The organism is Draconibacterium sediminis (assembly GCF_000949475.1).
GTDB classification, from domain to species: Bacteria; Bacteroidota; Bacteroidia; order Bacteroidales; family Prolixibacteraceae; genus Draconibacterium; species Draconibacterium sediminis.
In genome coordinates this window covers 862,826-886,798 of the sequence record NZ_JRHC01000001.1, presented here as the reverse complement: position 1 = coordinate 886,798, position 23,973 = coordinate 862,826, and the positions used below count along the sequence as shown (strand labels likewise).

Here is a 23,973-nt window from a genome sequence, read left to right as displayed (position 1 = left end):
ATAGACGCTAAGACATGGGAAAGCCAACAGGATTTTTAGAATATAAAAGAGTTTCCAATCCAACACGAAAAATTGAGGAACGCCTTAAAGATTGGAACGAGGTATATATATTACGCGATAAAGAAACGTGTGAAACACAGGGTGCACGCTGCATGGACTGCGGTGTTCCATTCTGCCACCGTGGAGCATTATTGCACAACGGAGCTTCGGGATGTCCGGTTTATAACCTGATTCCGGAGTGGAACGACCTGATTTACAAAGGTCGCTGGAAAGATGCACTGGAACGACTTCACCACACCAATAACTTTCCTGAATTTACAGGAAGAGTTTGCCCTGCACCTTGCGAAGCAGGTTGTGTGTTGGGAATTAACGAACCGGCTGTTACCATCCACGACAACGAACGAACCATTATCGACAATGGTTTCGAGCAAGGGTGGGTAGTTCCTGAACCACCGGAATCGCGCACCGGAAAAACAGTTGCCGTTGTTGGATCTGGTCCTGCCGGACTGGCGTGTGCAGCTCAGCTGAACAAAGCAGGTCATACCGTTACTGTTTTCGAGCGCGACGATCGTATCGGCGGTTTGCTGATGTACGGTATTCCGAACATGAAACTGGATAAAGAAGTAGTACAACGCCGTGTTGATATATTGGAAGCAGAAGGTATTATTTTCAAAACCAATACCGAGGTTGGAAAAGACATTCGCAGCAAAAAGTTGCTCGACGATTTTGACGCGGTTGTTTTAACTACCGGAGCCACAAAACCTCGCGACCTGAATGTTGAAGGCCGCGAGTTGGAGGGTGTACATTTCGCTATGGAGTTTCTGAAAGCCAACACAAAAAGTTTGCTCGACAGTAAACTGGAAGATGGAAATTACATCTCGGCAAAAGATAAAAACGTAATTGTAATTGGTGGTGGCGATACCGGTACCGACTGTGTAGCTACATCGCTGCGTCATGGTTGTAAAAGTATAACTCAGTTGGAGATTATGCCTCAGCCACCAAAAGAACGCAATACAGAAGGTAACCCGTGGCCGGAATGGCCGGGTAACGAAAAAACCGATTACGGCCAGCACGAAGCTATTTTGGCAAAAGGAAAAGATCCACGGAAATACTCGATAATGACCACCAAAATTGAAGGTGAAAACGGTAAAGTAAAAGCTTTGCACACCGTTCAGGTTGAGTGGATAAAAACCGACAATGGCGGAAGAATGCCACAAGCGGTTCCTGGTACCGAAAGATACATTAAAGCAGACTTAGTGTTGTTGGCGATGGGATTTTTGGGACCTGAAGATAAAATTGCTGAGGAAATGGATATGGAACGTGATGCACGTTCGAATTACAAAGCCGAATACGGACAGTTTAAAACCAGCATTAAAAAGGTTTTTGCTGCCGGTGATTCGCGCCGCGGACAATCGTTGGTGGTTTGGGCCATTAACGAAGGTCGCGCCGCAGCCCGCGAGGTAGACACCTACTTAATGGGCGACACTGTTTTGCCATAAGGCAATTGTTCTGTGACAAGAGCGATTAAATTCGCTCGCCTAAAATTTGAAAGTTAGCATATGCTGTAGTGGGCTATGCTATTTTATAGTGCAGTTTTTTCAGGAGATCCGGCCGGAGGAGGAAATTTATTATCCGAAACTAAATCACTTTCCCTTGACCAGAATGTGAAACGCCGGTTCTCCTTTTTTCTTGCAAAATTTTAATTTAGAATATGGGCTTCCCGGGAGGGTAGCCCTTTTTTTTGTTAACGGTTGGTACATGTTGTCGGGGCGGATTTCGGAGAGCGTTCCTGTCCGAAGGACACGGAACTGCGAAACGAGAATCCGCAGTTGGCGTACCACCAAACCCCGCCCTGCAATATGTACTTTGTTACCAACTGGGCTTTATATTTCAAATTTGAATTGTCTGAGAATCCGTATTTAATTTCATGAACTCATCATCCCATTCAAAATCAATTTTCACTTTGTCAGGACTGCTATTGAAAGTAAGTAGAACAATTTCAACGCTGTTTAAAGATTTAATATCAATCGGGCTTGGATTAGTCATTATCTCATATCCATCGTCATCAGGTATATGCACTTTGACATTTTTAGCAGTCGATTTTCCCTTATTATAAATTTTAATTATTCTTTTTCCTTTGTTGTATTTAATTACATTAGCTTCAATAATTGCTTTTTTTTCTTGTTCTTTTTCCTGATTTATTTTCTCAATTTGATAAGTTTTCAGCAAAGAGTCCTGCTTTTTTATTTTCAAGTCATGCTTAAAATATGTAAAGATTGCAAGACTTAATGCAGCTAACGAAATGATTAGTCCAGCTATTTCCATTTTATTTAAATTTTAAAAAGTCATTTCCTTTAAACGATTTTTTAAGCATATCCTTTAAATCTTTTTGAGCTGCTTTTAATATATCTTCCTTATTCTCATCAATTGCATTATCAATGTTTTCTTGATTTAATTCAAGCAGCTCGTCTTTGCCTCCTGGATATTCTCTACCGCATCTAGCACATTTTATCCAGGAATAATCTTCTTTAAATTCAAATTTTGTATCACCACATGTAATACAACGAATTTCTAAATCAGCAATGTGTTTTTCGTCCATGGTTTTTGTTTTTTAGCCTTGTTGGTAACGTATGTGTATGTTGCAATGCAACATATCTCTTATTAGCGCGCATCGCCACAACACACTGATAATACATGCATTGTCTGTAAATATCAGACTATATTTTCGTTTTGTATTTGCAAGAGATTTTTTCAATGTATCGGGCATTTAGAATCTTTAGTGCATTAAAGCTAAGCATAATTTTTATGACATTGAAAAAATTGTGTTCGATGAATGTCATCATGCCATTCCTTGCCCTACGCAAAACTGAGGCAATGTCAACCCGACATTTGTTTCCCGGTGCAAAGTTGGAGCAATGTCAACTTCCCATTCGCTCCCCAACGCTCAGGTGGAGCAATGTCGGCTTCCCATTCGCTGCCTGGCCCATAGGCGGGAGAATGTCGTTATGCCATTTGCTCAACAGCTTAATATCTTCTAAAACATATAAAAATAGTTGCTGTATTTCAGTATGTTGTTGTAAATTACTTAACAATAACAACCACAGCACTTTTTCTACCCTGTAAAAATGCAAAGGTTAACCAATTACAAACTAAAATTTAAAATTATGATTGACAATCTTATGTCTACCAGTCGTGTCACTGAAGTTGACGCCGTAAGTATGCGCATGCTTGGCGCTTACCAAACCACATCGCTTAATACCGATCAGCACCTTAGTGCCATGTTCACCGGGTTAGAAAGCCTGTCGGCAGCCCTTACCGCTGCCATAAACCGTGGTAAGGCCGAAAGCGATCTGGAAGAAAAAGACGAAGCCCGCGACACACAAATCCGTGCATTGTACTATGTAGTTATGGGTTTCTTACATCACCCCGATGCAGCTATTCGGCAAGCTGCCGAAACTGTAGATAAGGTATTTGCAAAATACGGTGTTAGTATTACCGGCGAGAGCTATGCCACTGAGTCGTCACTTATTTCCTCGCTACTTAACGATCTTTCTGTGCAAAAAATTAAGGATGCCATTGCAATACTTCCGGGTTGCGCCGATGTAATAACAGCGCTGCAGGCGGCACAGCAGGCATTCGAGGCTGCCCGTATTACCTACGAACAGGAGAAGGCAGAGGAAAGCACCCAGGCCAGTGCCACCAAACAAAAACCGGAGCTTGTGGCGCTTATTAACGAGAAAATAGTGGTGTACCTGCGCGCCATGGAGGTAGTTGACGTGGAAACCTATGGCGCCTTTGCGCGCACCATTGCCACTATTATTGCCGAAAACAACGAAGTGGTGAAAAAACGCCGAAAGAAACAAGAACCTGTGGATTAATTGATAAATTTTGTTTAACACGTTAAAAGGGGATGTTGCTTTGTGCGCATCCCTTTTTTTCTGAAAGTCCCTATCTTTTTATGTTATTGCCCTTTGAGTTTCGTCCGGGTGAACCATCTGGCTTCGATCTGCTTTTTTCGCCGGACGATTTCCCTTTGGTCATTTCATCCCGGCGTTACACACCGGGTTAATTACATTCGACGCTTCCAGCGTCATAAAAACTTGTAATTGCAACATTGCAGGTCAATAAACTCGTCTTAACTTTGTTATTCAGCTCACTATCCCGAAGGGATAAAATGTGACTCCCCCCCGGGTGAAACCCGGGAATCATGCTTGTTTTGTTCTCCTGCCCCGGTTCTCCTTTTTTCTTGCACACTATTATTCTGCGTTTACAATTATCCTTTGGTAGCTGGTTAAGTTGGGAACGCCATCATCACTCACCTCACAGATTACATGAAATTCTTTTCCTGCGGCATCAGACGGTATTTGAATCGTGGCAGTATTTGATTCACCAATTGATATTTTTATCTCTCCCGAATAATCCCCGGCTTCGGGTATTACCCACCATTTAAAATGTAACCGATCGCCATCGGGATCGAATGATTTTGATGCGCTAAGCTGTAATTCTTCCCCTGCTTTGCAAACTTTCTCAATTGGTTTAATGCCTTTATGGCCGTTAACAATTACAACCGGATTGCGGTTTCCCTTTCCTTCTTTGGCCCAATCCATACGGGCGGCAAAATTGTTAAATATTGCCGGGTAGAAATAGGCAAAGTATTTTGTGCTGATATTATAGGGTTCGCCGGTATAATTTGTATAAGCATTTGTGAGGCTATCGCGCCCCAGGCCAAATTCAAAATAACCACTCCAGCTCACCTGCACTGGGACATCCGGGTTTGACAAGCCGTTGGGCATAACATGCATAAAGGCCGGAGTATCTCCTTCAACTCCCCATTTATATTTTGGATATAAAGCGCCAAGATTACCATGATTTTGGATATGACGTGCGTATTCATTCCAGTTATTAACGCCCGTACCGTTTTGATGTTTCCATGCACATTCATCCCAAAAAAACAGCAGATCTTTTTCAAATTTCCGCATCCACTGATGAGAACTAATATCATAACTGATGGTATCTCCACTTGACCATGGCCTGTCCTGATCAGTAATCGTATAAATACGAAATTTATGCAAAAAGGCTTTGAGTTCTTCGGGGGTCCGCTCCTGTTGTATGCGCCAAACAGCCTGAGCAAATGTATTTCCACCGCCCCAAACGGTAAGCCATATCGGACGGTCGTCCTTTTCATCTGCCAAATCAATTATCCGTTTACTTCCTTCTGAGTCGTTGTCCTCACCAATAAATTTCATGCCCATTTTTGTACTTCCCATCACAGTTCGCTTGCGCAAATAATCGACTGACGGCCAGTAGCCAATTTCCTGCGTTGATTCATCTGCGGCAAACATCTCCTGATCAGATCGTTTCTTTAAATTTGGCAAATCCTTTTCATAGGCATTTAACGCATCATGAATTAAATCAATCCGCTCGTTCCCTCCATTATTACTCCACCCCGTTGTGGCAATAAGTGCTTCAATCTCAAACTGGTCGGCATGTACCAGCAACCGAATCATCGACTCCATATCGTCAGGTTCAATGTTATTGGGCGCAATATCGGTTAGCACTACAATTCGTGGTTTTAAATTTTTAGTATCCGGCTCTTTTATCCCGCAAGCTTGTGTTAGCATTAAGCTTAAAACGATAAGTGCAATGTTTTTTAGTTTCATTTCGTATAATTTAGGTGTTGATTCGTTTTATAATTAGCTCAGTTTAAACGTATCATTTGCCGTGTAACGCTATCGTTTTTTCGGCTTTAATTCAGATTCTGCTGCTGCTGCGATTTGCATGATGTTTTTCTCTCCGGCCACTGACAAAGAAAAAAGGGGAGAAATGATGCCGGTACAAACCGGCGGCCACCGCCTTGCCATGTGCAGAACCTGTCGGCAATAGTTAATTGTTTTGTATCCGTTCACCTTTTAAAGGAGAATAGTCGTTTTTCAAAAATCCATTCACTTTAATACTGTCAAAAAAGCATTTTACACCTGTAGCCTCATTAATATCTTCAACATTTTGGATATGATAATGCAAATGTGCTTCTGACGAATTGCCCGAATTACCACAAAGTCCCAGCACATCGCCTTTATTAATCTTTTGTCCTTGTTTTACTACAATTGAGTTTTGTTTGAAATGCGCAAAGTATAAATATTCATCATCAGCTGTTTTAAGAATAACTGTGTTTCCCGGGATATAAAAAAGGTCGAATTCCCCCGGCGTATTATCCGGTATACCATCTATAACCCGAACCACTTCGGCGTTACATGGTGCAATTATCTCTTTTCCAAAAGCATAATAATCTTCGTTCGTTTTTCCATCAGTTTTGTATGATTTACCTTCTTTATCGGTAATTATAAAATCGAATGCATTTTTCTGGGCTTCATTCTCCACGTGATAGTTAAGTTCTTCAGTGTCGCCACCCCAAACTACAGTCCATACACCACGAAATGGCAAATCGAGTTTTGTTTTGTTTCTATCGGGTTTTGGCAGATTATCTTCTTTAAATGGTTTTACCAGTAAACCGTTTATTTTATCCTGTTTATCAATCGAAATATTTAAAGAAAACAGAGCACGTTCAAATCTGGTTTTGTACGAAGCAAAAGTTTTGTTTTCGTATCGAATAAACTCCCGGTGTTCAATATTTCCGGCCTGCTTTTTTAGTCCCTTTAAAAAATCAATCGTTTTCTCAACAGGTAAATCTTTTTTCATCTCAGGAGAAAAGCGTTCAAATATATCCGTGTATTTATCAGCGTTATAGAGTTGCTCGAATTCGTTAGAAATCTTTTTCGAAGCCTCCTTCTCTTCCTGTCCGAAGTTTACGATGGGCGTTAGAAGTAAAAATATAAAGCAGAGATATTTCATTCGCTTGTTTGTTTATTGCCTAAAGATATAGATCTAATAAGTTAAAAGCTACCAGTTCAGTTGGATTTGACATTGATAATTCATCTGTACTTCTCCGAATAACGTTTATAGTCCGGGTCTTTTCTTAATCAGGCTATAAGGTGATTTTTAAAAACCAATTACCGAAGTAGTTCTGATTATTGCCCGTGGTAAGTATATACTTTCAGCGAATCGGGAATAAGCTTGTTGTTTTTACAGGCATGATTATTCTTTAACAGGAAATTATTGAGTTCAGCTTCCAGTTCTTTCTCCTTATCGGGCTCATTAACGGTTTCAATGTCCATGTTTTCGTAAATCTGGTAAATTTCTTTGTTGGCCAACATCCGCTCACCATCGATAAAATCAAGGATTTCGTTTTTGTTTCGCATCAGCGGATAGGCATTGGCAACCCTGAAATCTTCTTCGTCATCGAGGCCATGCCCGATCCAGGCTGCTGCCTTGGGTCGCGAAATGATACTATCGGCATCAAGCAGGGCAAGCAACGACGGAGTAATGTCGAAATGCGAAACAACAGATGAGAATTTGGCTGCTTTTTTAAGCATGGGCGAATAAATCACCAACGGCACATGAAACCTGTCGAGCTGCGTACTTATGGGAATTTCGGGCATACGGTGGTCGCCCGTAATTACAAAAATGGTGTTATTAAACGAAGGCAGTTTACTGAATTCGTAAAAGAAATACCTTAGCGCATCATCAAAATAAAGCACCGTTGAAAACTGTTTTTCATAGTTGCGGTTAAATGCTTCTGTTTTTCCGGGAAGTTTCAGTTCCGCCAAACGTTCGTTAAATTTCGATAGGTAATATTCCTGGTTTTCCACCTCAAAAGGGCTGTGCATGGCCAGCGTAAGAATAACATCCATTCGCGCACTTGCAGTGTCGGCTTTAATTTCATCGATATACCGTCTGAAAATCTCTTTGTCGCCAAATCCCCAGGAAAAACCACTGGCTGAGGCTGGCATTTTTTCATAGCCTGTGCCAAAACCGGTATTGTCAATAATTTTATCGGTCCCCTGCCGTTTCAGAAAAACATCCATGTTGTCGAAATGCGCTTCACCACCGTAGGTAAACGAGCTGTTATAACCGGCCTGGGTTTTCAAAATACTCATCAGGCTTAAATGATCGGGCATATCTTCGCCAAGCTCGGTAAAACCACGGTCGCCAAAAGGAAGCGAAGCCAGGGTTGACGGAAGCACCGCAAAGGTTCGGCCCGAAGTGCTTAAACTGTTTTCCCAGTATAAACTCCTATCCATCAACGAATCCAGAAAAGGCGTAAAACTGCCCAGGTAGGCGTCCTTGCCGCTGTAAGCCCGGCCAAGACTTTCTACAATTACAAAAACGATGTTTGGCTTGGTTTCCAGTGGTTCAAAGTATTTACCCAAAACATCGGGTGTTGTTTCCTGGTGGAGGAAAGGGTAGTCTTCGTCAAGGTAAGTAAAAGAACCATCAGCAGTGGCCACATTTGTTTTAAAAGTGTAGGATTGTTTGTCTATCTGCTCGTTAAAGACATAACGTTTTAGTACACTTTCGCTAAAAAAGTTGAGTTTGTTGGTGGCTGCATAAAGCGAAAATTCGTTTTCAAAATCAGAAGGTTGTGGTTTTAAAAAACCAAACGGAGCCAGTGACGCAAACATGGCGGCCGAAATAAGTAATAGCATCCACGGTTTTAGCTTGTAGTAAACATGTTTTATAAAAACCCGCACCATGTAAACCAAAAAGAGGGTCATAAAAATAAAAGGCCACACATTTATTTCTCCCGAACTTTTCACGGTTTGGGTGATTTCATCGATGGAATAGGCAAACAAATCGGCGCCCAGCGGAACTCCTGCGGCAGAGAAGTATTTCAGCAGCAGCATATCGCCCAACACCAATAATACCGAAGCGGAAATAAAAAATACACGTGCCGCCTTTTGGCTGAACAAACCCAACAGTAAAAAAGGAATCATGAGTACGGCTGAAACCCTAAGGTAGAGGATAATGTCGTATTTTATTCCGAAAAGCAGCGTACTAAAACTCCCCGGCGGATAATTGTGGTAATTGGAGAGGATTACCATCTCATGTAAACGCACGAGTAAAATCATCACGGCCAGAATAAAACTCAGGCTGATAAAACGCCTTAATGTGCGTACGAGCAAGCCAAATATATCGGTAATTTTCCCCATTTAATTCTTCATTAAAACAACCTCGAAAAACCTATATCGAACGAATAGTAGCCCGAATAATTACCGGGTTCCAGTTGTTCGCTGCCAATATTAAATCCGACACTAACAATCCACAATTTTTTAATTAAGCGGTTGTATTCCGCCCTTACCGACCTGGTTTTTAAAGTCAGGTTCTGTTCTGTATCTATTGGTTTCCTGTTATCGTCGGGCGAAACACCATAACTTAGTTTAAGTCCCAAATAATTTTCTGAATCGGCGAAATAGCGACGTACCGATAAAGCCCCGGAAACCGATGTTCCGTCGGAATCCGGCGTAACGTACGATCGCAGCGAAACCCAGTAATTCCCCACATATTTTCCAAGAGTAGCGGTATAAATGTCAACTCCCGAAGAACTAAAATCGAGGTAGCGCATTCCCAGCGAACCTTCCCAGGCATTTGGAAAGTTGTGGTACAACTCAAAACCAAAACGGTTTCCCGGGAAAAGCGCATCCGACGAGTACCCGTAATTTACGTAGGCATAATTGTTTTCGCCAATTTTCGGGTAAGCATCTATTTCAAACTGCAGCCCGTTCGAATCGAAACGATTGGCGTAATTCAAACGAGCGATAACAGATCCCAGTTTGGTTTTTCGCCCGTACGACAGGGCCAGAAAATGCCAGGGATCGCGGTTAAAATCGCTGTTAAAGTTATCGAAAGTGTAAACCAGCCTGATTCTGTTTTTCATCAGGTCGAGCCGGTATTCTTTTAACTTGAGCAGAAAATCGGGTTCTCCCGGGTTTTTATGCAGGTAGGTTTCCAGCACCTCAACTGCCTCCTCGTATTGCTCATCGCTGTATAGTATCCGGGCTTTTTTCAATGCAAACTTCGACGACTCAGGCTCCTGCTTTAAGGCTGCGTTACAATATTCAATAGCTTTTGCATTGTCATCAGCCCAAAACTCAACATCCGAAAGCGCATCGTAGGCTTCCATATTTTCGGGGCGTTGTATTAAAACCTCCTGTAATACCACTCTTGCCGAATCGTACATTCCATCCCAGGCATAGGTACGTCCCATCAATAAGGCCACATCCGAATTAAAACCTTCGGAAAGAATCTGGCGGCAAACGCTACGGGCTTTTTCCCGTTCTCCGTTAAAGGCAAAGTTCCGGGCCTCATCAAAGGTTTGTGCCTGCAGAATACCCGATGCTCCCGTGCCCAGCAGAATAAAAAGTACACTTACTATTTGGAAATACAAACGATTCTTTCTCACTGTATTTTATTTTTTTTGTTTCGAAATGTCAAAGCCGGCACGTGTCATTTTTCCCCACGACTTTTTCTTTTTTATGAAATAATCGTAGTTCCCCCGGAGTCCCCAATACACAATTAAAGGATGGTAGATAAACGGCTCGAGCCAGGTTGTCATCAGCAACTTTATTATCATTCGTTTTTTCTTGTAGCGGTTGTATGAAAGATGGTCGAAAAGGATGGCATAGGTCGAAATCATAATCGCAAAAAAGTATATAAAACCAAACATCACATAAAAAAACGACCAATCGGCCAGCCCAAGCAAGGCTATGGTAATAAAATAAGATATGCCTAAAAATTCAACAATAGGGGCCAGCCATTCGAAAAACACCCAATAGGGGTGCGAAACCATACCCATAAAACCAAACTTCGGATTCATAAAAATATCGCGGTGCAGCATTATGGTATCAATGGTGCCGCGTGTCCACCTGTTTCGTTGTGATCCGAGTACTTTTAGGGTTGAAGGTGCTTCGGTCCAGCACAAGGGATCGGATATATAAACTACCTTGTATTTTATCCCCTGGTTGGCCATGTATTTACGCATACGCACCACCAACTCCATATCTTCGCCAACGGTTTTCGTGTAGTAGCCTCCGCAGTTTATAACCACCTCTTTATCAAAAAGACCGAGTGCCCCCGATATCAGCAATAAACCATCGAGGCGGCTCCAGGCCAGCCTGCCCATCAGAAACGAACGGCTGTATTCGATGACCTGGAAACGGGGAATAAGTTTGTCGGGAACATTTACTTCCACCAGCTGCCCGTTTTCGATTACACACGAATTGGCAATTTGAATTACACCACCTGCCGCAATTACCTTTTTATCGCTTGCTTCGAGGAAGGGTTTTATCAGCTTTTTCAGTGCATGCGGATCGATAATCGAATCCACATCAATTGAAATAAAATAATCGCCTTTAGCAATGTTTATACCTGCATTTAGCGCATCGGCTTTTCCCCCGTTGCGCTTATCAACCACGGTGAGGTTTGAGTAGGCCTTTGCCCGCGATTTATACACACCAAGAATCTCCTGGCACTGAATCTGGTAATCAATCGCAAAAGGTACTTTCTCGAGATCAAACGCGGCAATTGTTTTCTCCAGCGAATCGTCTTTGCTGCCATCGTTAATAACAATTATCTCGAAATTCTGGTAATACAGCCCAAGCAGTGCTTTTATGTTGTCGACAATGGTAAGCGATTCGTTGTATGCCGGTGCCAACAGCGAAATTTTCGGAGCAAAAGGAGAAGACAGAAGCGCATCGAAGTTAGTGGTTTTGGCTTCGCGAACATTTCGTATCAATTCCCTTGCCGAAACAATGGCAAGCCAAAAATAAAAACTGAAAATACCGATGGTATAAATCAGAAATAACGATTCTATTATAGTTCTTACAATTCCCATAAATTAATTCCGCGGATCCTTTACATGAGCCAATAATAGTTCAAGCTCCGGTATTTCTTCTTTTGTGTGCTGAGTAATTTTTTCTCTGCTCTCCTGCCCCATGTAATACGCCGAGCGGCATGCCTCAAGCTTTAACAATGTTGAACCGGTTTTCATTACCTCCTCAAGAAAAGCAAAATCATCGGTATCGCCAATATTTTTAAATGCCTTCAGAATTTCGAGTTTGTTCCGTTTTGTTTCGCCATCAAATTTCTTTTTTATCAATTCGCGGCTATCGTATAAGCGAAGGTCGTTAATGGCTTTGTAGGCCAGAAATCGAGTCTCTTCCATGTCGCTCTCCACCATTTTAATCACTTCCGAAACATCTTCAAGTTGCTGAAAAAAAGTAATCATTTTCAAACTGAAATTCCGGATATTGTAATGTTTAAAAGACAGGTAGCGGGCAAAAGCAGGCACCGGTATCTGGTTTAGGCGTATGAGGTAAAACACCGACAATTGCGCCCATTTGGCAAAGGGTTGTTTCAGATTATCGAAAAAACTAAACGGTCTATCGGCGTTTAAGGTAACATAGGCAATTTGTGCTTCTGTGCGCACGTAATCGTTGGGGTCGTTAATCAGAGTTTTAATCAATCCTTTTGCACCCTGCGGATAAAGGTGAGTGAGCTCCATTATTCCCTTAACCTTTTTATGGCTGTATCTTGATTTGGCCAGTTTAAGCGAATCTTTTTGCAGATTTAATTTCAAATAAATCTCAGGAATAAAACTTTCGAGCTCGCCCTTAAAGTTGGCCTTGAAATTCATAAGAACCGAGATTAGAATTCTGCGGTTGGCTTTGTTTTTAATTTTTTTGAGTTTAATCCGTGCTTTTTCCCAATCAATGTTTCCGAAAATGTAATCCATAACCACCTCTTCGTACATTTTCCCATAAATCCGTTCGAACCTTTCTTTTTGGTTTTTTCTTTTGATGGTAAAATTTAAAGTTAACAGCACAAATACAATGTTTGCGATAAAGAATAAAATCAGCGCAGCAAAAAGCAGCAATATGGAATAATCAAAAACTTTTTCAATTATATCGAGGTAAACCGTTCTGATTTTTCGTGGTAAATGTCTTTCGCCGTACTCGTTCAGGTTATTTTTTACCAGCCCGATTTTTTCATCAGAAATAAAGACATTGATTACCGAATGTTTTTTTGAAGGATCAGCTGTTTTTTTAGTTGGGGAGGTAGTTTCAGAATTTAATTCAGGATTTTCTTCTGTTGCTTCCCGGGTAATGGCAATAATGTCATTTTCAGTCTCAGAATTTTCAAAGGTATCGGTTTGTTGAATTGAAATTCCTACTTGAACAAATAATAAGTGCTTCGCCTGAACGGCATGAGGCACTATGAAGAAACATACAAAAACAAAACTAATTACGATCAATTTATTAACCGCATAGCTGAGATGTCGCATTGATTACAAGTTTCTAATTGAAACTAAATATACTATTTCCTTACAGATAATAGTCTTTTTACCCTCATATTTAGTTCAATCAGGCTAAAAGGTTTTACCATGTAATCATCAGCACCAAGATCAAAAGCTTTCATCACACTTTCTTCAGCTCCTGCCGCCGAAAGCACCATTACCGGTATTAACTTTTTGTAAAACTCATGCAATTTCGAAATTACTTCGAGTCCATTTAAATTTGGCATGTACAGATCGGTAATCAGCATATCCACTTCATTACCTTCGAGCTTTGCTAAGCAGTCTTTTCCATCCTCGGCTTTTATAATCTCGTAACCCTCTCTGGATAAACTATGCGCCACTGTCTCAAGGATTAATCTGTTGTCTTCTGCTACTAAAATTCGTTTCATAATACAATGATTTTAGTTAAACAATAAAATACACAGACTGCAACTTGAAGAGACTTTTACAACACCTATCAGCATCCTGAAAAAATTCAGAGACAAGTGTAAAAGCCCTATTCTTTTTTAACTTTTTTTAAAATATTGTATTGCGTCCTAAAAGCAAATATAATTTTTTTTCAATTCATACTACACTCCTAATCAGATTTTTACCGATTTCTGATTATAAAATGGTCATTTTTCAGCATTTTGCCTATTTGGAGCAAGCAATTTCGAAGGGTGGTTACTCAAATTTATATTCACTATTTTGTAGGGGAGCGAAGAATTCCACCTTGCCGCATTTGGGGCACATATATAAGTCAAATGACTCACGATTAACAAAAGCCTCAAATATATTTCCCAAAACTCCAATTTTAGGCCCCTCATGAAATTTGTATTCGCCGCTATATAGCATTAACACATGGCACCTTAAACAGTCAATTTCTTTTTTATTCTCGTTTAAATCTTTTATGTCGATTATTTTCTGCTCCGTTAGGCTATAATTACAATTCCAGCATAATTCAAAATTATCTTCGATCTCTGCGTTGCAATTTGGACAGTTTTTCATTGTTGTATTCGTTTAGGATTTGGATCTCATTTATTGTTCATACTCAAACGGGCCATCCATCTTTTCGGATTGTTTGCCCGGTTTGTTTAAGCGAGTGAATATCTTGTTTATCAATCGATCCATCAGGTAGCGGGGCGGTATTCAACAGCAAGTTTGCATTAAATTTAGCGGCATATTTTAGATTTTCGATGATAGAATCAGCACCACGATGTTTTCCGTCCATTTCTTTTGTATACCCCCAACCGGCAATATTAGTGCAAATTTCAATTGGCTTTCCTGATTGTACCATTTGCCTGGTTTTATCCGCATTATTTTCCAGCCAATGATATTCCGGTGCATAATAATCTTCGGTTCCGGTATATCCCCACTTTGCCGATATCAGCGATTGAGGTTGAAGTTTCCTGATTAATTCATACGTTTCAGGTATTCTGAATTTTTCAATTGGTCCGCTTACGGGAGTTCCGTACCCATCGAGCCATATACTGGCAATGGGGCCGTATTGAGTAAGCAATTCGGTCAGTTGCTCGTGCATATAGTCGATATACATATTCAGATCGTGGTTTTCACCATATGCATAATAAGGTTCTTCCTCATCATATTTTGGTCGTGCACTACCACCCCACCTGTCGTTATTTGGAGCATGCGGATGACGCCAATCTCTTCCGTGAGAATAATACAGACACAATCCTAATCCTCTTTTTTCGCAGGCTACTGCAAGTTCTTCAACCAAATCACGTTTTGCAGCAGACTGAACACTATTGAAGTCAGTTGTTTTTGTATTAAAAAGGCAGAAACTATCATGATGGCGGGTGGTGATGTTCACATACTTCATTTCGGCTTCTACGGCCAGGTTGGCAATAAAATCGGCATCAAATTTTTCTGCTGTAAATTTTTCTTTCAATTTTTCATATTCACCTACATGAATGTTTTCTCTGAACTGCACCCATTCTCCTCTGCCATGCAGACTGTATAGTCCGTAATGTAAGAATAAACCAAATTTTGCGTCAATAAACCACTGTCTGGCAGCTTCCAGTGGGTTTGTTGCATACAACCCGGAGTGGTTTTTTAAATAGGCCGGCACATCATTCATTTTACATGAATTGAAAAGCGATGGAGCCATTGAAAACGTTAATCCTAAGCCTGTTAATTGCACGAATTTTCTTCTTTCCATTATCGATTGTCTTTGATGTTATCTACTTTGCCACACCGTAAGTCTGTCAAGAAACTCATTATCGGGACAATACAAACAAGGAATATAAAACATTTTGAGGAGCAGTTTTTGGAACAGCTTGTTTCCATTGTAATTCCAGGTAGTTGGTTTCTTTGGTTTAAAAATAGCTTTTAAAGATCAATTCCTGAAAATAAGACAAAAAAAAAGGTGCCGATTAATAACCGACACCTGCTATAATTATTTTACCAGATTTTTAAAAGCTGATCCAAAAATCAGGTAACTGGTATTTCCTCCGATGGTACCTTCGTTTTGGCCCCATAAAAACGGCCAGTCGTCGTAGTTCTCAAAGTGGTCGGGTTGCCTGAACAATACGCCGGGAGCAACATTGCCAGGAATAAACGAGAAATCGGCCCTGTTGTTACCATAAAATACTGCTTTGGGACGAGCAGCGCCCACCGCTGCCACAAACGAATAATTGTGATACGGATGGCATCCAAACAACCAGTTTGTAGCCTTAAATGCATGGCTTGCATCAATAATATCAGGGTAATACTGGCTGGCAAAACAAATGGTAGTTCCAAAGTTAACCACACCGCCATTGCCTGCCCAGTTCCGAAGTCCGATCGGCACGCCGTACGGATTATCTTTTTCAAGTTCTTCGATATATTCTTTGTATTTCACCACATATGGCCGTAGCTTTTCTTTGTACGCTTCGTCCATGTGCGGTATAGCGTGTAAAGCTGTTAAAATGCTGAAACTTACGAACCGGTCGAGTGACGGCCACAGCGATTCCTGAAACTTATCGCTGTACTGCTGCTCGCCGGTTGAAATGTACAGTTGCAGATTGGTGCCCATGTCTGCACCTCTTCCCCATCTGCGGTTGTCCTCCGGCACATTGGCAAGTAATTCAGTAGACTCTTTCAGTAGTCTTTTCGACTGTATCAACGCCCTTCCCGAAAGATCGTCGTTATAGCCTTTCAGAGCACGGCTTGTTGCAGCAAACATAGCAGCTGCCCTGAGATCGAGGCTGGGATTACGGCTTGTGAACGCCCACATATCATCTTTTACACCGCTTGATTTGCCATCGCGGGCTACTTCGTACGGCCCCAGATTCGGATTATACGGAAGGCCGTCGGTTATTGAAGCGGCATCGCCAAGGTGATGATAATTATCGAGAACAGAGTTGGAAAGCGTTTGTGCCATATGACCGATAATTTCAGCCTGGGCAACAAGGTTCATTGTTCCATGCTCGATATACTGCAAAATATCAGGTGTTCCGTCCGGACGATGAAGATCGACATAGCGCTGCTCCTCGTCAACAAAAGTCTGATCGCGCAAGGGTTTGAAATATTCCCAGGTTTGAACAAAATTCTGCACAACAGAAATGTTCGATCCGGTTTCTATGTCAAAATCACCGGCATCGAAAAAGCCACCAACGTTTAATCCCGGTATGGTTTCCAGCGCTTTGTATTTGGTATCGGTTGTTGGCCCCTGGCTATGCAAATCGAAGTGATCAGTATTTGGCGGAGCCTGCAAGTAGCCTTCTTTAAAAGGTTCGCCGTGCCAAACCCTGTACGCTTCGTTCACATACATGTGGTTCATATGAATTGGTATCCAAACATCGCTGGTGGCATCGGTAATCCAATCGTAAACGTTGTCTTCTATAATAAAGTTATTGGTTTTAAAGTCGCCATACTGAATGTAGTAAATACCGGGTGTTTCAACAGAAGAAAAATCGAATTTCACGTAGTGATATTTATAATAGTCGCCCCATGATTCGATATTGCCGCGGAATACTTCGGTGGCATTACCATCTTCGCCTACCCTGTAAATAGAGGCTTTTGCAAGCGGTTCGTCTTTTTTGTCGAGTTCAATAACCGAAACCTTTTGTTGCGAAGGCAGGTAGCCCACCTGCGAGAAACCAATATTGGGCTCTCTTACCCAGCCTTTAACGGCATTGGGCTCAACGGTCCAGGTTAAAACTTTGCCTGTTTTTCCGGCCGGAAGCAAACTACGAACTACATACCAGCCGTTTTGGGCCAGCACACGGCCATCAAAAAGCATAATGTCGGCATCAGCAGAAGTGATTTTCACCATACGTTCGGGCTCATCGGGAGCAAGCAGCATTGTACGCCCGGTTTCGAGCGGAAGCGGATCGATAAATTTGCCGGTTCCCCTGTCGTCGGAAGTTACATATCCTTTATATTGTTTGGGTTTTTCGCTGTTGGGCCTTGTAATGGTATTACTTGCCACGTAGCGCGAAAAGCGGTTAATACGCCCATCCATTAAATAGGTTTTGCCCCAGTATTGCGAAGGCAAAAACTCGAGGTTAAACCCGGCGCTCCCTTCTACAGATTCAGGAAGTGGTTCGTCGAGAAAAACAGATATCTCAACACCTTTGCCCTTAGCTGTAACAACCACACGCGAGTCGAAATCGTAATCATCGTACCGTAAGGTTGCCGAAATACTGTTGCTTACACTGTCAACTGTTCGGGTTGGTATTTCAGGCACCAGATCCCACTGCTCCGGGGTATGCGAAAGTCGCACGGCCCCACCTTGTGCGGTTCTTACTCCATGGTGGATCAATTCAATACCGGCGTTTTTCTCGTCGTTAAAGCCTCCGGTAAAAAGGTTACTGTACACCAATACATTTACGCCTTGTGTTTCGAAATACTCAAGATCGTTGAGTACCATATCCTGGTTTGGTTCAGGACTACATGCCGCCAATAGCAGCAAAATGAGTGATAAAAATGAAAGTTTTTTCATAAAGTTAAGTTGGTTTTACCGATTTATTATGTTTTGTTATTTTATAGTCGAACTCTGGCTACTATAAACCAAATTTCCATTTTCAATATTACCTGATATTCAGCAAACACCTGTTTAATTTTAGATTTGGCATTTAAGAAATTAGATAATTCTCCGGGTTCTCCTGCCTCTCGTTACGAAGAAAGGGGAGCTGTGGTATCTAACCCGTACCGGGTTATCGTCAACAACCTTCAACTCTCTTTTACTAAACTCTACCGTACCGGATTTTAAATAGCCGAAAGAAAACTCCATCGGAGTTTGATTATAATAATGAGAATATACCTGTAGAATTACAACCCCGTCGGGGTTGGATTTTCATTTGGAAAAGCCTCGTTTTTAACAAGGGGTAGTTGTCTTTTGTTATGCCGGAGGCATCAAATATTTAAAGTATGTTTCTAATGAAAAAAGATTCGACTCCGGCCGGAGTCGTACCTATCATGTGAATTTGAATTTGCTATAAATATGAGAATCCGCTGGATTCTTTTTAGATTCTACTGATGAATCCTGATCCAATCAACCGTTGAATCGTCCTTAAACTTTACCACCATAAATTTGCTGTGCAGCGGCCAGAAAAGCAGCCGCTCCTGTTTAATCAGATAATAAATGTAGTTGTCGTTGCTCCGGTCGGGCTCGCCAAACAAATCAATAATTTGCGATTGCTGAAGCGATCGGATAGTGTCGTTGTAAACCACATCGTTAACCATTTTATCGCGAAAAGGGTAGTTCCTCCCCTCTTTGGTTTGCCACTTTGTTTTGTCGAAAACCAAAACACTGGCCGGCTTATCCTGCATGCCCGGTTCGTAATTTTTAACCTCCGAATTACAGGCCACGCAAAAAACAAAAACAACAATGCTGAATAATTGTATCGCTTTCATTTGCAGGATTTTTTCATTTCAAATATACCGCAACGCTACACGGTAAGTTCAATTCCTTCGGGGCGTGTATGTTTCCACCGGCGGTGCGACCATAAATAATATTCGGGTGTTTCGCGTATCACTTCCTCCATTTTCCGAATGTAGGTCAGCAAAATATCTTTCGATTCTACTTTCGACGGGTCTTTGATAAGTTGTGTAAAATGAGCTTCGTAATGGCCGCGCTTTAGCTTTTTCAGATGCAGGAAAAATATGGGCTGATTGGTTTTAATGGCAATCTTTTCGGGGCCGGTAAAAAACGGTGCTTCGCGGTTTAAAAACACGGTCCAGAACGGTGAATTGGCTGCTGGCGTTTGATCGGCCGCCAACCACAACACGGCCGGTTCGCCACGTCGCACATACTCGATTGCTGCGCGTGCCGATTTGTGCACCGGCACCGATTCGCCACCCCACTTACTTCGCGAGTGTTCAATGTATTTTTCAAAAGCCATATTTCCCCGAATCGGGTTCACAATCATCAGCAGTTTATGCGCCGATTTGGTTTGAATAGAGCTGCACCACTCCCAGTTATTGTAATGAAATCCGAGCAGCATAATACTTCGTCCTTCCCGGGCATATTGTTGTGCCTCTTCCAAACCTGTAACTTTCAGGCGCTTATCCATCTGCTTTTCGCTCATGCTGTGCAGCTTGATTGTTTCGAGCGAAAAATCGCAAAAATGACGGTAATAGCGGTGCATAATTTTATGAATCTCCTCCTCGCTTTTCTCCGGAAAGGAATGGCGAAGATTATCAAGAATCACCTTTTTCCGGTAGCCGAGAACATACCGAACCACCAGGTAGAAAAATTCGGCAATGCCGTAAATGACCCAAAATGGCAGCACCGAAATAAATTTTAACAGCAGCACTACACCACCGTTTAACAGGCGTTTAAAAAAACCTTCGTAATAGCGTTTATCTTTTTTGCGTAAGCTCTCGTCAACCATACTAAAAAACTATTGAATTAAAGCTGTGCCCTCCGGGCGTTTGTGCTTCCATCGTTTGTGGCTCCAAAGATAATACTCCGGATTCGATTTTATCACTTCCTCCATTTTTTCGATGTAGCGCAACAAAATTTCCCGGTCATCGGTTTGTGCAGGTTTGTCTACCAGCAACGAGTAACTGTATTCGTACATCCCCCGCCCCAGGCGTTTAGCCTGCTGAAAAAATATGGGCTGATTGGTTTTTCGCGCAATTTTCACCGGGCCGCTGAAAAAGGCAGCTTCACGGTTCATAAATACCGCCCACATTGGCGAGCTGGCCAGTGCACGCTGGTCGGCAATTAGGCCAACCAACACCGGCTGTTGCTGCTCAAAATAACGAAAGCTAACTTTTGCAGCACGCCCCATCTGAACGGCTTCTCCTCCCCAACGTTCGCGCGCTTTCTTCAAAAAGTTGTCCATTGGTTCGTTGTCGCGCATTTTGTTGTACACCATAAGCAACTTACAGTTTAATTCTTGCTGCAAAGCCCCCGACCATTCCCAGTTATTGTAATGAAATGCCAGTAACAGGGCACCATTTCGTTTTTCAGCTAAATCGTTTAGTTCCTCGGCACCTGAGAATTTTACACGTTTCTTCAGTTCCTTTTCCGACAATCGGTAAAGTTTAATACTCTCTAACGACACATCGCAGAAATAGCGGTAAAACTTATTCCGAAGCTGTAAAATCTCACCGGCACTTTTCTCCGGAAAGGCGTGTATTAAATTATCTGTAATCACTTCGTTGCGGTACTTTACAAGGTCTTTTATTACCAGGTACAACACATCCGACAGAAAATACAAACAGCCAAAGGGAAGCAAGGCAATGACTTTTAACATAACCACGACGGCCCATTTCCCGCCATACCCGAAAAGCCCTGATAATTTTTGATTTTCTTTTTTCGATTTGCTCATTGCGTGTACTGCAAGCCCTGTTAAAATAGCTTAAAAAGCCTTTTCAAAACTACACTTTTAAGCTTACATTCGCTAAAAATATCTCTATATTCGGTTGATGAAAACAGGAAATATGAAACGAGCATGTAAGTTCTTTTCCTCCAGGATTATGCTTAAAACAATGCGAGTTCCATCTTATTCCTTAGAAAACAAATAATTTTAATTAGATGAAAACAACACTCACACTAATTTTGCTTTTAACAGGAATTTCTATAATGGCTCAAAATACATTTATTGCTCACCGCGGAGCTTCGTATCTGGCACCTGAAAACACAGTGGCTTCGGCAAAACTGGCATGGGAACTTGGAGCCGATGCTGTTGAAGTGGATATTCACCTGACGAAAGACAACCGCGTAATCGTTATTCACGACAATGACACCAAACGTACCTGCTACGGAAAAACAAATCTTACCATTGCCAAAACACCATCTATCCTGCTGCGCGATTTGGACGCCGGCGTTTGGAAAGGGGAAGAATTTAAAGGGGAGAAGTTGCCTTTCCTGTCGGAGATAATTGAAACCGTTCCTGATGGAAAAACACTGGTGGTTGAGATAAAAGCCGGTGGCGATGAAATTATTCCTGCACTTAGCCGTGTTGTGGAAAAAAGCGATAAAAAAGAACAGATTGTTTTTATCAGCTTTGGCTGGAAAACCATTGTTGCAGCGCATAAAGAATTTCCCGATAACAAATGCTACTGGCTGAGTTCTGTTAAACCGGGCCTGAAGAAAAAAATGGAAGAGGCCGTGGCTGAAGGACTTGCCGGAGTTAACTTAAAATATTCGGTTATCGACGAAGAAATTATGGCACAGGCCAAAGATCTTGATCTGGAAGTGCTTTCGTGGACCATCGACGACCCGGAAGAAGCACAGCGCCTTACCAACATTGGCGTAACCGGAATTACAACCAACCGCCCCAAATGGCTGAAAGAACAAATGAATCAATAAAAAAGTGGACTCTTGTGCTTGATACTGCTTCGTTTTCATTAGAAACCAGGAGTAGATTTTGTGCCGGCACTACTTCTGCCTTCACAAATCGTTAATCACCATTCTTCATTCAAATCACAAAAAAGGGCTGCCTTTTGTTAAAAGACAACCCATAGTTTCTGACGTTTTCTGAATACTTTTCCTGTATTCCTACAGCTTTAAAAATTTCTTAACCACATTTCAAAAATAGAGCATAATTCTGTTAAGGCGATTTAACTAAGGTAAATTATTGTTAAACTGTTTTTAGGAATGTTAAAAGTGTTAATTCAGGTAAAAAGCTAACAGAGTACAAATTACACGGCACAATTTTGTGCAACAACCAATTGGAAGGCTCCTTTACCGATAAATTTTGATCGTTTGATCACAAATCCGTTGGCCGGTAAAATAGTAGTTAAACCACCTGCTTTTGTATAGCTTTTAAAATTACGGCTGTGTTCAACTCCTGCCAGAAACTCGGCAACTTTGCTGCCAACACCCACATAATTTTTGGGCAAGGGAACAGCATAGTCCAACACTACAATTTTTTCAGCAACTTTTTTTACCTCACCAAGAATGACTTTATATAAGCCCGGCTCAAACTGGTGCAAAGCCATGGAAAGTATAGCCACATCAAATTTTTGCTGATAAAACAAACTTAAGTCAGTGGCATCGCAAACAACAAAAGAAGCATTGTTAATCTTTTTCTTTTGGGCGTGGTTGGTAGCATAACTTATCATCGATGCGGAAAGATCAACGCCGGTTAGCGATTTGGCTTTATCGGCAAGCTCAAACAACTGCGCACCTGTTCCGCAAGCGATGTCAATTACGGTATCGCCTTTGTTAATTTCAAGAGCAAGCCGTTTGCGCAGATTTCCGAGCAGCGGATCGATTATTGTACTGTAAACAAAGCCGGTTTCCAACATTTAAGCTAATTTATTTTTATTAAGAAGTACCCATTCCATGCTATCCATAAAACGTCATAAGATCCCTCGACTTTGCTTGGGATCAGTTCGGCTAGCTGATTTTGACTCATTAAAATCAAAGACTCACTGATTTAAAAAACTCCCATATCACATCGCAGCCATCGATATCCTGATTTACATTGCCAATTAACGTTTCAGGCAAATATTGTCGGGCTCCCGGCCAGGTATGTCCACCGTTTTCAACCCGGAGATTAACCACACGGATGTTCGGATCATCCGGATTTTTCCAAACCGTTTTGTGAACCTTACAATCGTCTGACGTATTTGTATCGGGCAGTTCGCTCTCTTCGGCTAATTCGAAACATCCATTTTGTTGTTTCCAGAAGTTTAAGCTTTTATCAACGCTCACCACCTCTCCCCTTTTTTGTTTTAAAACGGTTACCGGCCCGCCGTTGTATGGAACCAACGGATCAGCAGTGCCGCAAATAAATAACACCGAAACAGGATTTTCAGGGACAATTTGCTGCTGATCTTCACTCATATTTGCCGCCACAATAGCAATAGCTTTAAAAACTTCGGAGCGTTCAAGCGCCAATCGCTGCACCATAAATCCACCATTAGAAATTCCACAGGCAAAAACACGATCTCTATCAATTGAAAGTTTTGCATCGAGATCGTCGATCAAAACATCAAAAAAGCCCACATCATCGATATTCAATCTGCGTGCAACAGCCAGCGTGTCGCGGTCGCCATCGTTCCACCCTTTTTTATAGCCATTCGGATAAACGGCAATAAAACCATCGCGCTCAGCCAGCTCATTAAAACGATACTTTGTAAATCGTGGCATGCGGCCGGCTTTTCCGCCTCCGCCGTGTAAAACAAACACTACCGGATAATCGTTTCCCTCCGAATAATTTTCGGGTACAAACAACTCGTAGTTTCGCTCCAGCCCGTCAACTTCAACATGCATCGTTTCCGTCCATCGTTGCGAAAAAGTGAGTTCAGTAAGAAAAACAAGCGTTATTGAAAGCAGGATTTTGTACATTTCAGGCAATTGCTTTACTTCATAAACTCTATGAAGTTTTTTTTGTTGTTAT

Annotated in this window: 20 protein-coding genes; 3 read left to right on the top strand and 17 right to left on the bottom strand. The window is 41.8% G+C overall.

Annotated features, from left to right (window positions below; all coding sequences use genetic code 11):
* Positions 1 to 14: 14 nt before the first annotated feature.
* A complete protein-coding gene (locus tag LH29_RS03670; protein ID WP_045026151.1) occupies positions 15 to 1,499 on the top strand; it encodes a glutamate synthase subunit beta in 1,485 nt (494 codons plus the stop codon).
* Between the two features lie 391 nt (positions 1,500 to 1,890).
* Here the strand turns inward: LH29_RS03670 and LH29_RS03665 are convergent, their stop codons facing one another.
* Positions 1,891 to 2,325 (bottom strand): hypothetical protein, encoded by a 435-nt coding sequence (locus LH29_RS03665; protein WP_045026150.1) that lies wholly within the window; start codon positions 2,323 to 2,325, stop codon positions 1,891 to 1,893.
* A gap of 1 nt (position 2,326) precedes the next feature.
* On the bottom strand, positions 2,327 to 2,599 hold the full coding sequence (locus LH29_RS03660) for an ECs_2282 family putative zinc-binding protein (RefSeq protein ID WP_045026149.1): 273 nt from the start codon (positions 2,597 to 2,599) through the stop codon (positions 2,327 to 2,329).
* 565 nt (positions 2,600 to 3,164) lie between these two features.
* Between LH29_RS03660 and LH29_RS03650 the strand changes: the two genes are divergently transcribed.
* Positions 3,165 to 3,878: a DUF6261 family protein gene (locus tag LH29_RS03650; protein WP_157493554.1), complete on the top strand. Its 714-nt coding sequence runs from the start codon at positions 3,165 to 3,167 to the stop codon at positions 3,876 to 3,878.
* A gap of 378 nt (positions 3,879 to 4,256) precedes the next feature.
* Here the strand turns inward: LH29_RS03650 and LH29_RS03645 are convergent, their stop codons facing one another.
* The 13 genes from LH29_RS03645 to LH29_RS03585 form a co-directional block, all read right to left on the bottom strand.
* Positions 4,257 to 5,660 carry a nucleoside hydrolase-like domain-containing protein gene (locus tag LH29_RS03645; RefSeq protein WP_045026146.1) on the bottom strand — a complete coding sequence of 468 codons (1,404 nt, stop codon included), beginning with the start codon at positions 5,658 to 5,660 and terminating at the stop codon, positions 4,257 to 4,259.
* A gap of 223 nt (positions 5,661 to 5,883) precedes the next feature.
* Positions 5,884 to 6,849, bottom strand: coding sequence for a DUF3887 domain-containing protein (locus tag LH29_RS03640; protein ID WP_045026145.1), 966 nt, complete (start codon positions 6,847 to 6,849; stop codon positions 5,884 to 5,886).
* A 176-nt stretch (positions 6,850 to 7,025) separates the two neighbouring features.
* The gene (locus tag LH29_RS03635; protein ID WP_052670583.1) at positions 7,026 to 9,047 is read right to left on the bottom strand and encodes an LTA synthase family protein; all 2,022 of its coding nucleotides are present in this window, start codon (positions 9,045 to 9,047) and stop codon (positions 7,026 to 7,028) included.
* A gap of 11 nt (positions 9,048 to 9,058) precedes the next feature.
* Entirely contained in the window at positions 9,059 to 10,297 is a 1,239-nt protein-coding gene (locus tag LH29_RS03630; protein WP_045026144.1) for a YaiO family outer membrane beta-barrel protein, read from the bottom strand.
* A gap of 6 nt (positions 10,298 to 10,303) precedes the next feature.
* A complete protein-coding gene (locus LH29_RS03625) occupies positions 10,304 to 11,728 on the bottom strand; it encodes a glycosyltransferase family 2 protein (protein WP_045026143.1) in 1,425 nt (474 codons plus the stop codon).
* Positions 11,729 to 11,731: 3 nt separating this feature from the next.
* A complete protein-coding gene (locus tag LH29_RS03620) occupies positions 11,732 to 13,177 on the bottom strand; it encodes a hypothetical protein (RefSeq protein WP_157493553.1) in 1,446 nt (481 codons plus the stop codon).
* A 32-nt stretch (positions 13,178 to 13,209) separates the two neighbouring features.
* Positions 13,210 to 13,578, bottom strand: coding sequence for a response regulator transcription factor (locus tag LH29_RS03615; protein WP_045026141.1), 369 nt, complete (start codon positions 13,576 to 13,578; stop codon positions 13,210 to 13,212).
* 274 nt (positions 13,579 to 13,852) lie between these two features.
* Positions 13,853 to 14,176, bottom strand: a complete 324-nt coding sequence (locus tag LH29_RS03610; RefSeq protein WP_045026140.1) for a hypothetical protein — start codon at positions 14,174 to 14,176, stop codon at positions 13,853 to 13,855.
* A gap of 43 nt (positions 14,177 to 14,219) precedes the next feature.
* The gene (locus tag LH29_RS03605; protein WP_157493552.1) at positions 14,220 to 15,347 is read right to left on the bottom strand and encodes an alpha-L-fucosidase; all 1,128 of its coding nucleotides are present in this window, start codon (positions 15,345 to 15,347) and stop codon (positions 14,220 to 14,222) included.
* 237 nt (positions 15,348 to 15,584) lie between these two features.
* On the bottom strand, positions 15,585 to 18,113 hold the full coding sequence (locus tag LH29_RS03600; RefSeq protein WP_045026138.1) for a cellulase N-terminal Ig-like domain-containing protein: 2,529 nt from the start codon (positions 18,111 to 18,113) through the stop codon (positions 15,585 to 15,587).
* 530 nt (positions 18,114 to 18,643) lie between these two features.
* The gene (locus LH29_RS03595) at positions 18,644 to 19,027 is read right to left on the bottom strand and encodes a hypothetical protein (protein WP_045026137.1); all 384 of its coding nucleotides are present in this window, start codon (positions 19,025 to 19,027) and stop codon (positions 18,644 to 18,646) included.
* 35 nt (positions 19,028 to 19,062) lie between these two features.
* A complete protein-coding gene (locus tag LH29_RS03590; protein ID WP_045026136.1) occupies positions 19,063 to 20,007 on the bottom strand; it encodes a lysophospholipid acyltransferase family protein in 945 nt (314 codons plus the stop codon).
* A gap of 9 nt (positions 20,008 to 20,016) precedes the next feature.
* Complete coding sequence (locus LH29_RS03585) at positions 20,017 to 20,952, bottom strand: lysophospholipid acyltransferase family protein (protein WP_045026135.1); 936 nt, start codon at positions 20,950 to 20,952, stop codon at positions 20,017 to 20,019.
* 206 nt (positions 20,953 to 21,158) lie between these two features.
* Between LH29_RS03585 and LH29_RS03580 the strand changes: the two genes are divergently transcribed.
* Positions 21,159 to 21,935 (top strand): glycerophosphodiester phosphodiesterase, encoded by a 777-nt coding sequence (locus LH29_RS03580; protein WP_045026134.1) that lies wholly within the window; start codon positions 21,159 to 21,161, stop codon positions 21,933 to 21,935.
* A gap of 332 nt (positions 21,936 to 22,267) precedes the next feature.
* On the opposite strand, the gene LH29_RS03575 is transcribed toward LH29_RS03580, so the two are convergent.
* Positions 22,268 to 22,876, bottom strand: coding sequence for a class I SAM-dependent methyltransferase (locus LH29_RS03575; protein WP_045026133.1), 609 nt, complete (start codon positions 22,874 to 22,876; stop codon positions 22,268 to 22,270).
* 115 nt (positions 22,877 to 22,991) lie between these two features.
* Complete coding sequence (locus LH29_RS03570) at positions 22,992 to 23,921, bottom strand: alpha/beta hydrolase family esterase (RefSeq protein WP_052670581.1); 930 nt, start codon at positions 23,919 to 23,921, stop codon at positions 22,992 to 22,994.
* Positions 23,922 to 23,973: the final 52 nt, after the last annotated feature.

Bases quoted from the DNA above. Each gene is read 5' to 3' on its own strand.
- LH29_RS03570 (WP_052670581.1), bottom strand. From the start codon at position 23,921: ATGTACAAAATCCTGCTTTCAATAACGCTTGTTTTTCTTACTGAACTC.
- LH29_RS03650 (WP_157493554.1), top strand. From the start codon at position 3,165: ATGATTGACAATCTTATGTCTACCAGTCGTGTCACTGAAGTTGACGCC.
- LH29_RS03575 (WP_045026133.1), bottom strand. From the start codon at position 22,876: ATGTTGGAAACCGGCTTTGTTTACAGTACAATAATCGATCCGCTGCTC.
- LH29_RS03600 (WP_045026138.1), bottom strand. From the start codon at position 18,113: ATGAAAAAACTTTCATTTTTATCACTCATTTTGCTGCTATTGGCGGCA.
- LH29_RS03590 (WP_045026136.1), bottom strand. From the start codon at position 20,007: ATGGTTGACGAGAGCTTACGCAAAAAAGATAAACGCTATTACGAAGGT.
- LH29_RS03665 (WP_045026150.1), bottom strand. From the start codon at position 2,325: ATGGAAATAGCTGGACTAATCATTTCGTTAGCTGCATTAAGTCTTGCA.
- LH29_RS03670 (WP_045026151.1), top strand. From the start codon at position 15: ATGGGAAAGCCAACAGGATTTTTAGAATATAAAAGAGTTTCCAATCCA.
- LH29_RS03645 (WP_045026146.1), bottom strand. From the start codon at position 5,660: ATGAAACTAAAAAACATTGCACTTATCGTTTTAAGCTTAATGCTAACA.
- LH29_RS03660 (WP_045026149.1), bottom strand. From the start codon at position 2,599: ATGGACGAAAAACACATTGCTGATTTAGAAATTCGTTGTATTACATGT.
- LH29_RS03635 (WP_052670583.1), bottom strand. From the start codon at position 9,047: ATGGGGAAAATTACCGATATATTTGGCTTGCTCGTACGCACATTAAGG.
- LH29_RS03585 (WP_045026135.1), bottom strand. From the start codon at position 20,952: ATGAGCAAATCGAAAAAAGAAAATCAAAAATTATCAGGGCTTTTCGGG.
- LH29_RS03615 (WP_045026141.1), bottom strand. From the start codon at position 13,578: ATGAAACGAATTTTAGTAGCAGAAGACAACAGATTAATCCTTGAGACA.
- LH29_RS03605 (WP_157493552.1), bottom strand. From the start codon at position 15,347: ATGGAAAGAAGAAAATTCGTGCAATTAACAGGCTTAGGATTAACGTTT.
- LH29_RS03625 (WP_045026143.1), bottom strand. From the start codon at position 11,728: ATGGGAATTGTAAGAACTATAATAGAATCGTTATTTCTGATTTATACC.
- LH29_RS03580 (WP_045026134.1), top strand. From the start codon at position 21,159: ATGAAAACAACACTCACACTAATTTTGCTTTTAACAGGAATTTCTATA.
- LH29_RS03610 (WP_045026140.1), bottom strand. From the start codon at position 14,176: ATGAAAAACTGTCCAAATTGCAACGCAGAGATCGAAGATAATTTTGAA.
- LH29_RS03620 (WP_157493553.1), bottom strand. From the start codon at position 13,177: ATGCGACATCTCAGCTATGCGGTTAATAAATTGATCGTAATTAGTTTT.
- LH29_RS03640 (WP_045026145.1), bottom strand. From the start codon at position 6,849: ATGAAATATCTCTGCTTTATATTTTTACTTCTAACGCCCATCGTAAAC.
- LH29_RS03595 (WP_045026137.1), bottom strand. From the start codon at position 19,027: ATGAAAGCGATACAATTATTCAGCATTGTTGTTTTTGTTTTTTGCGTG.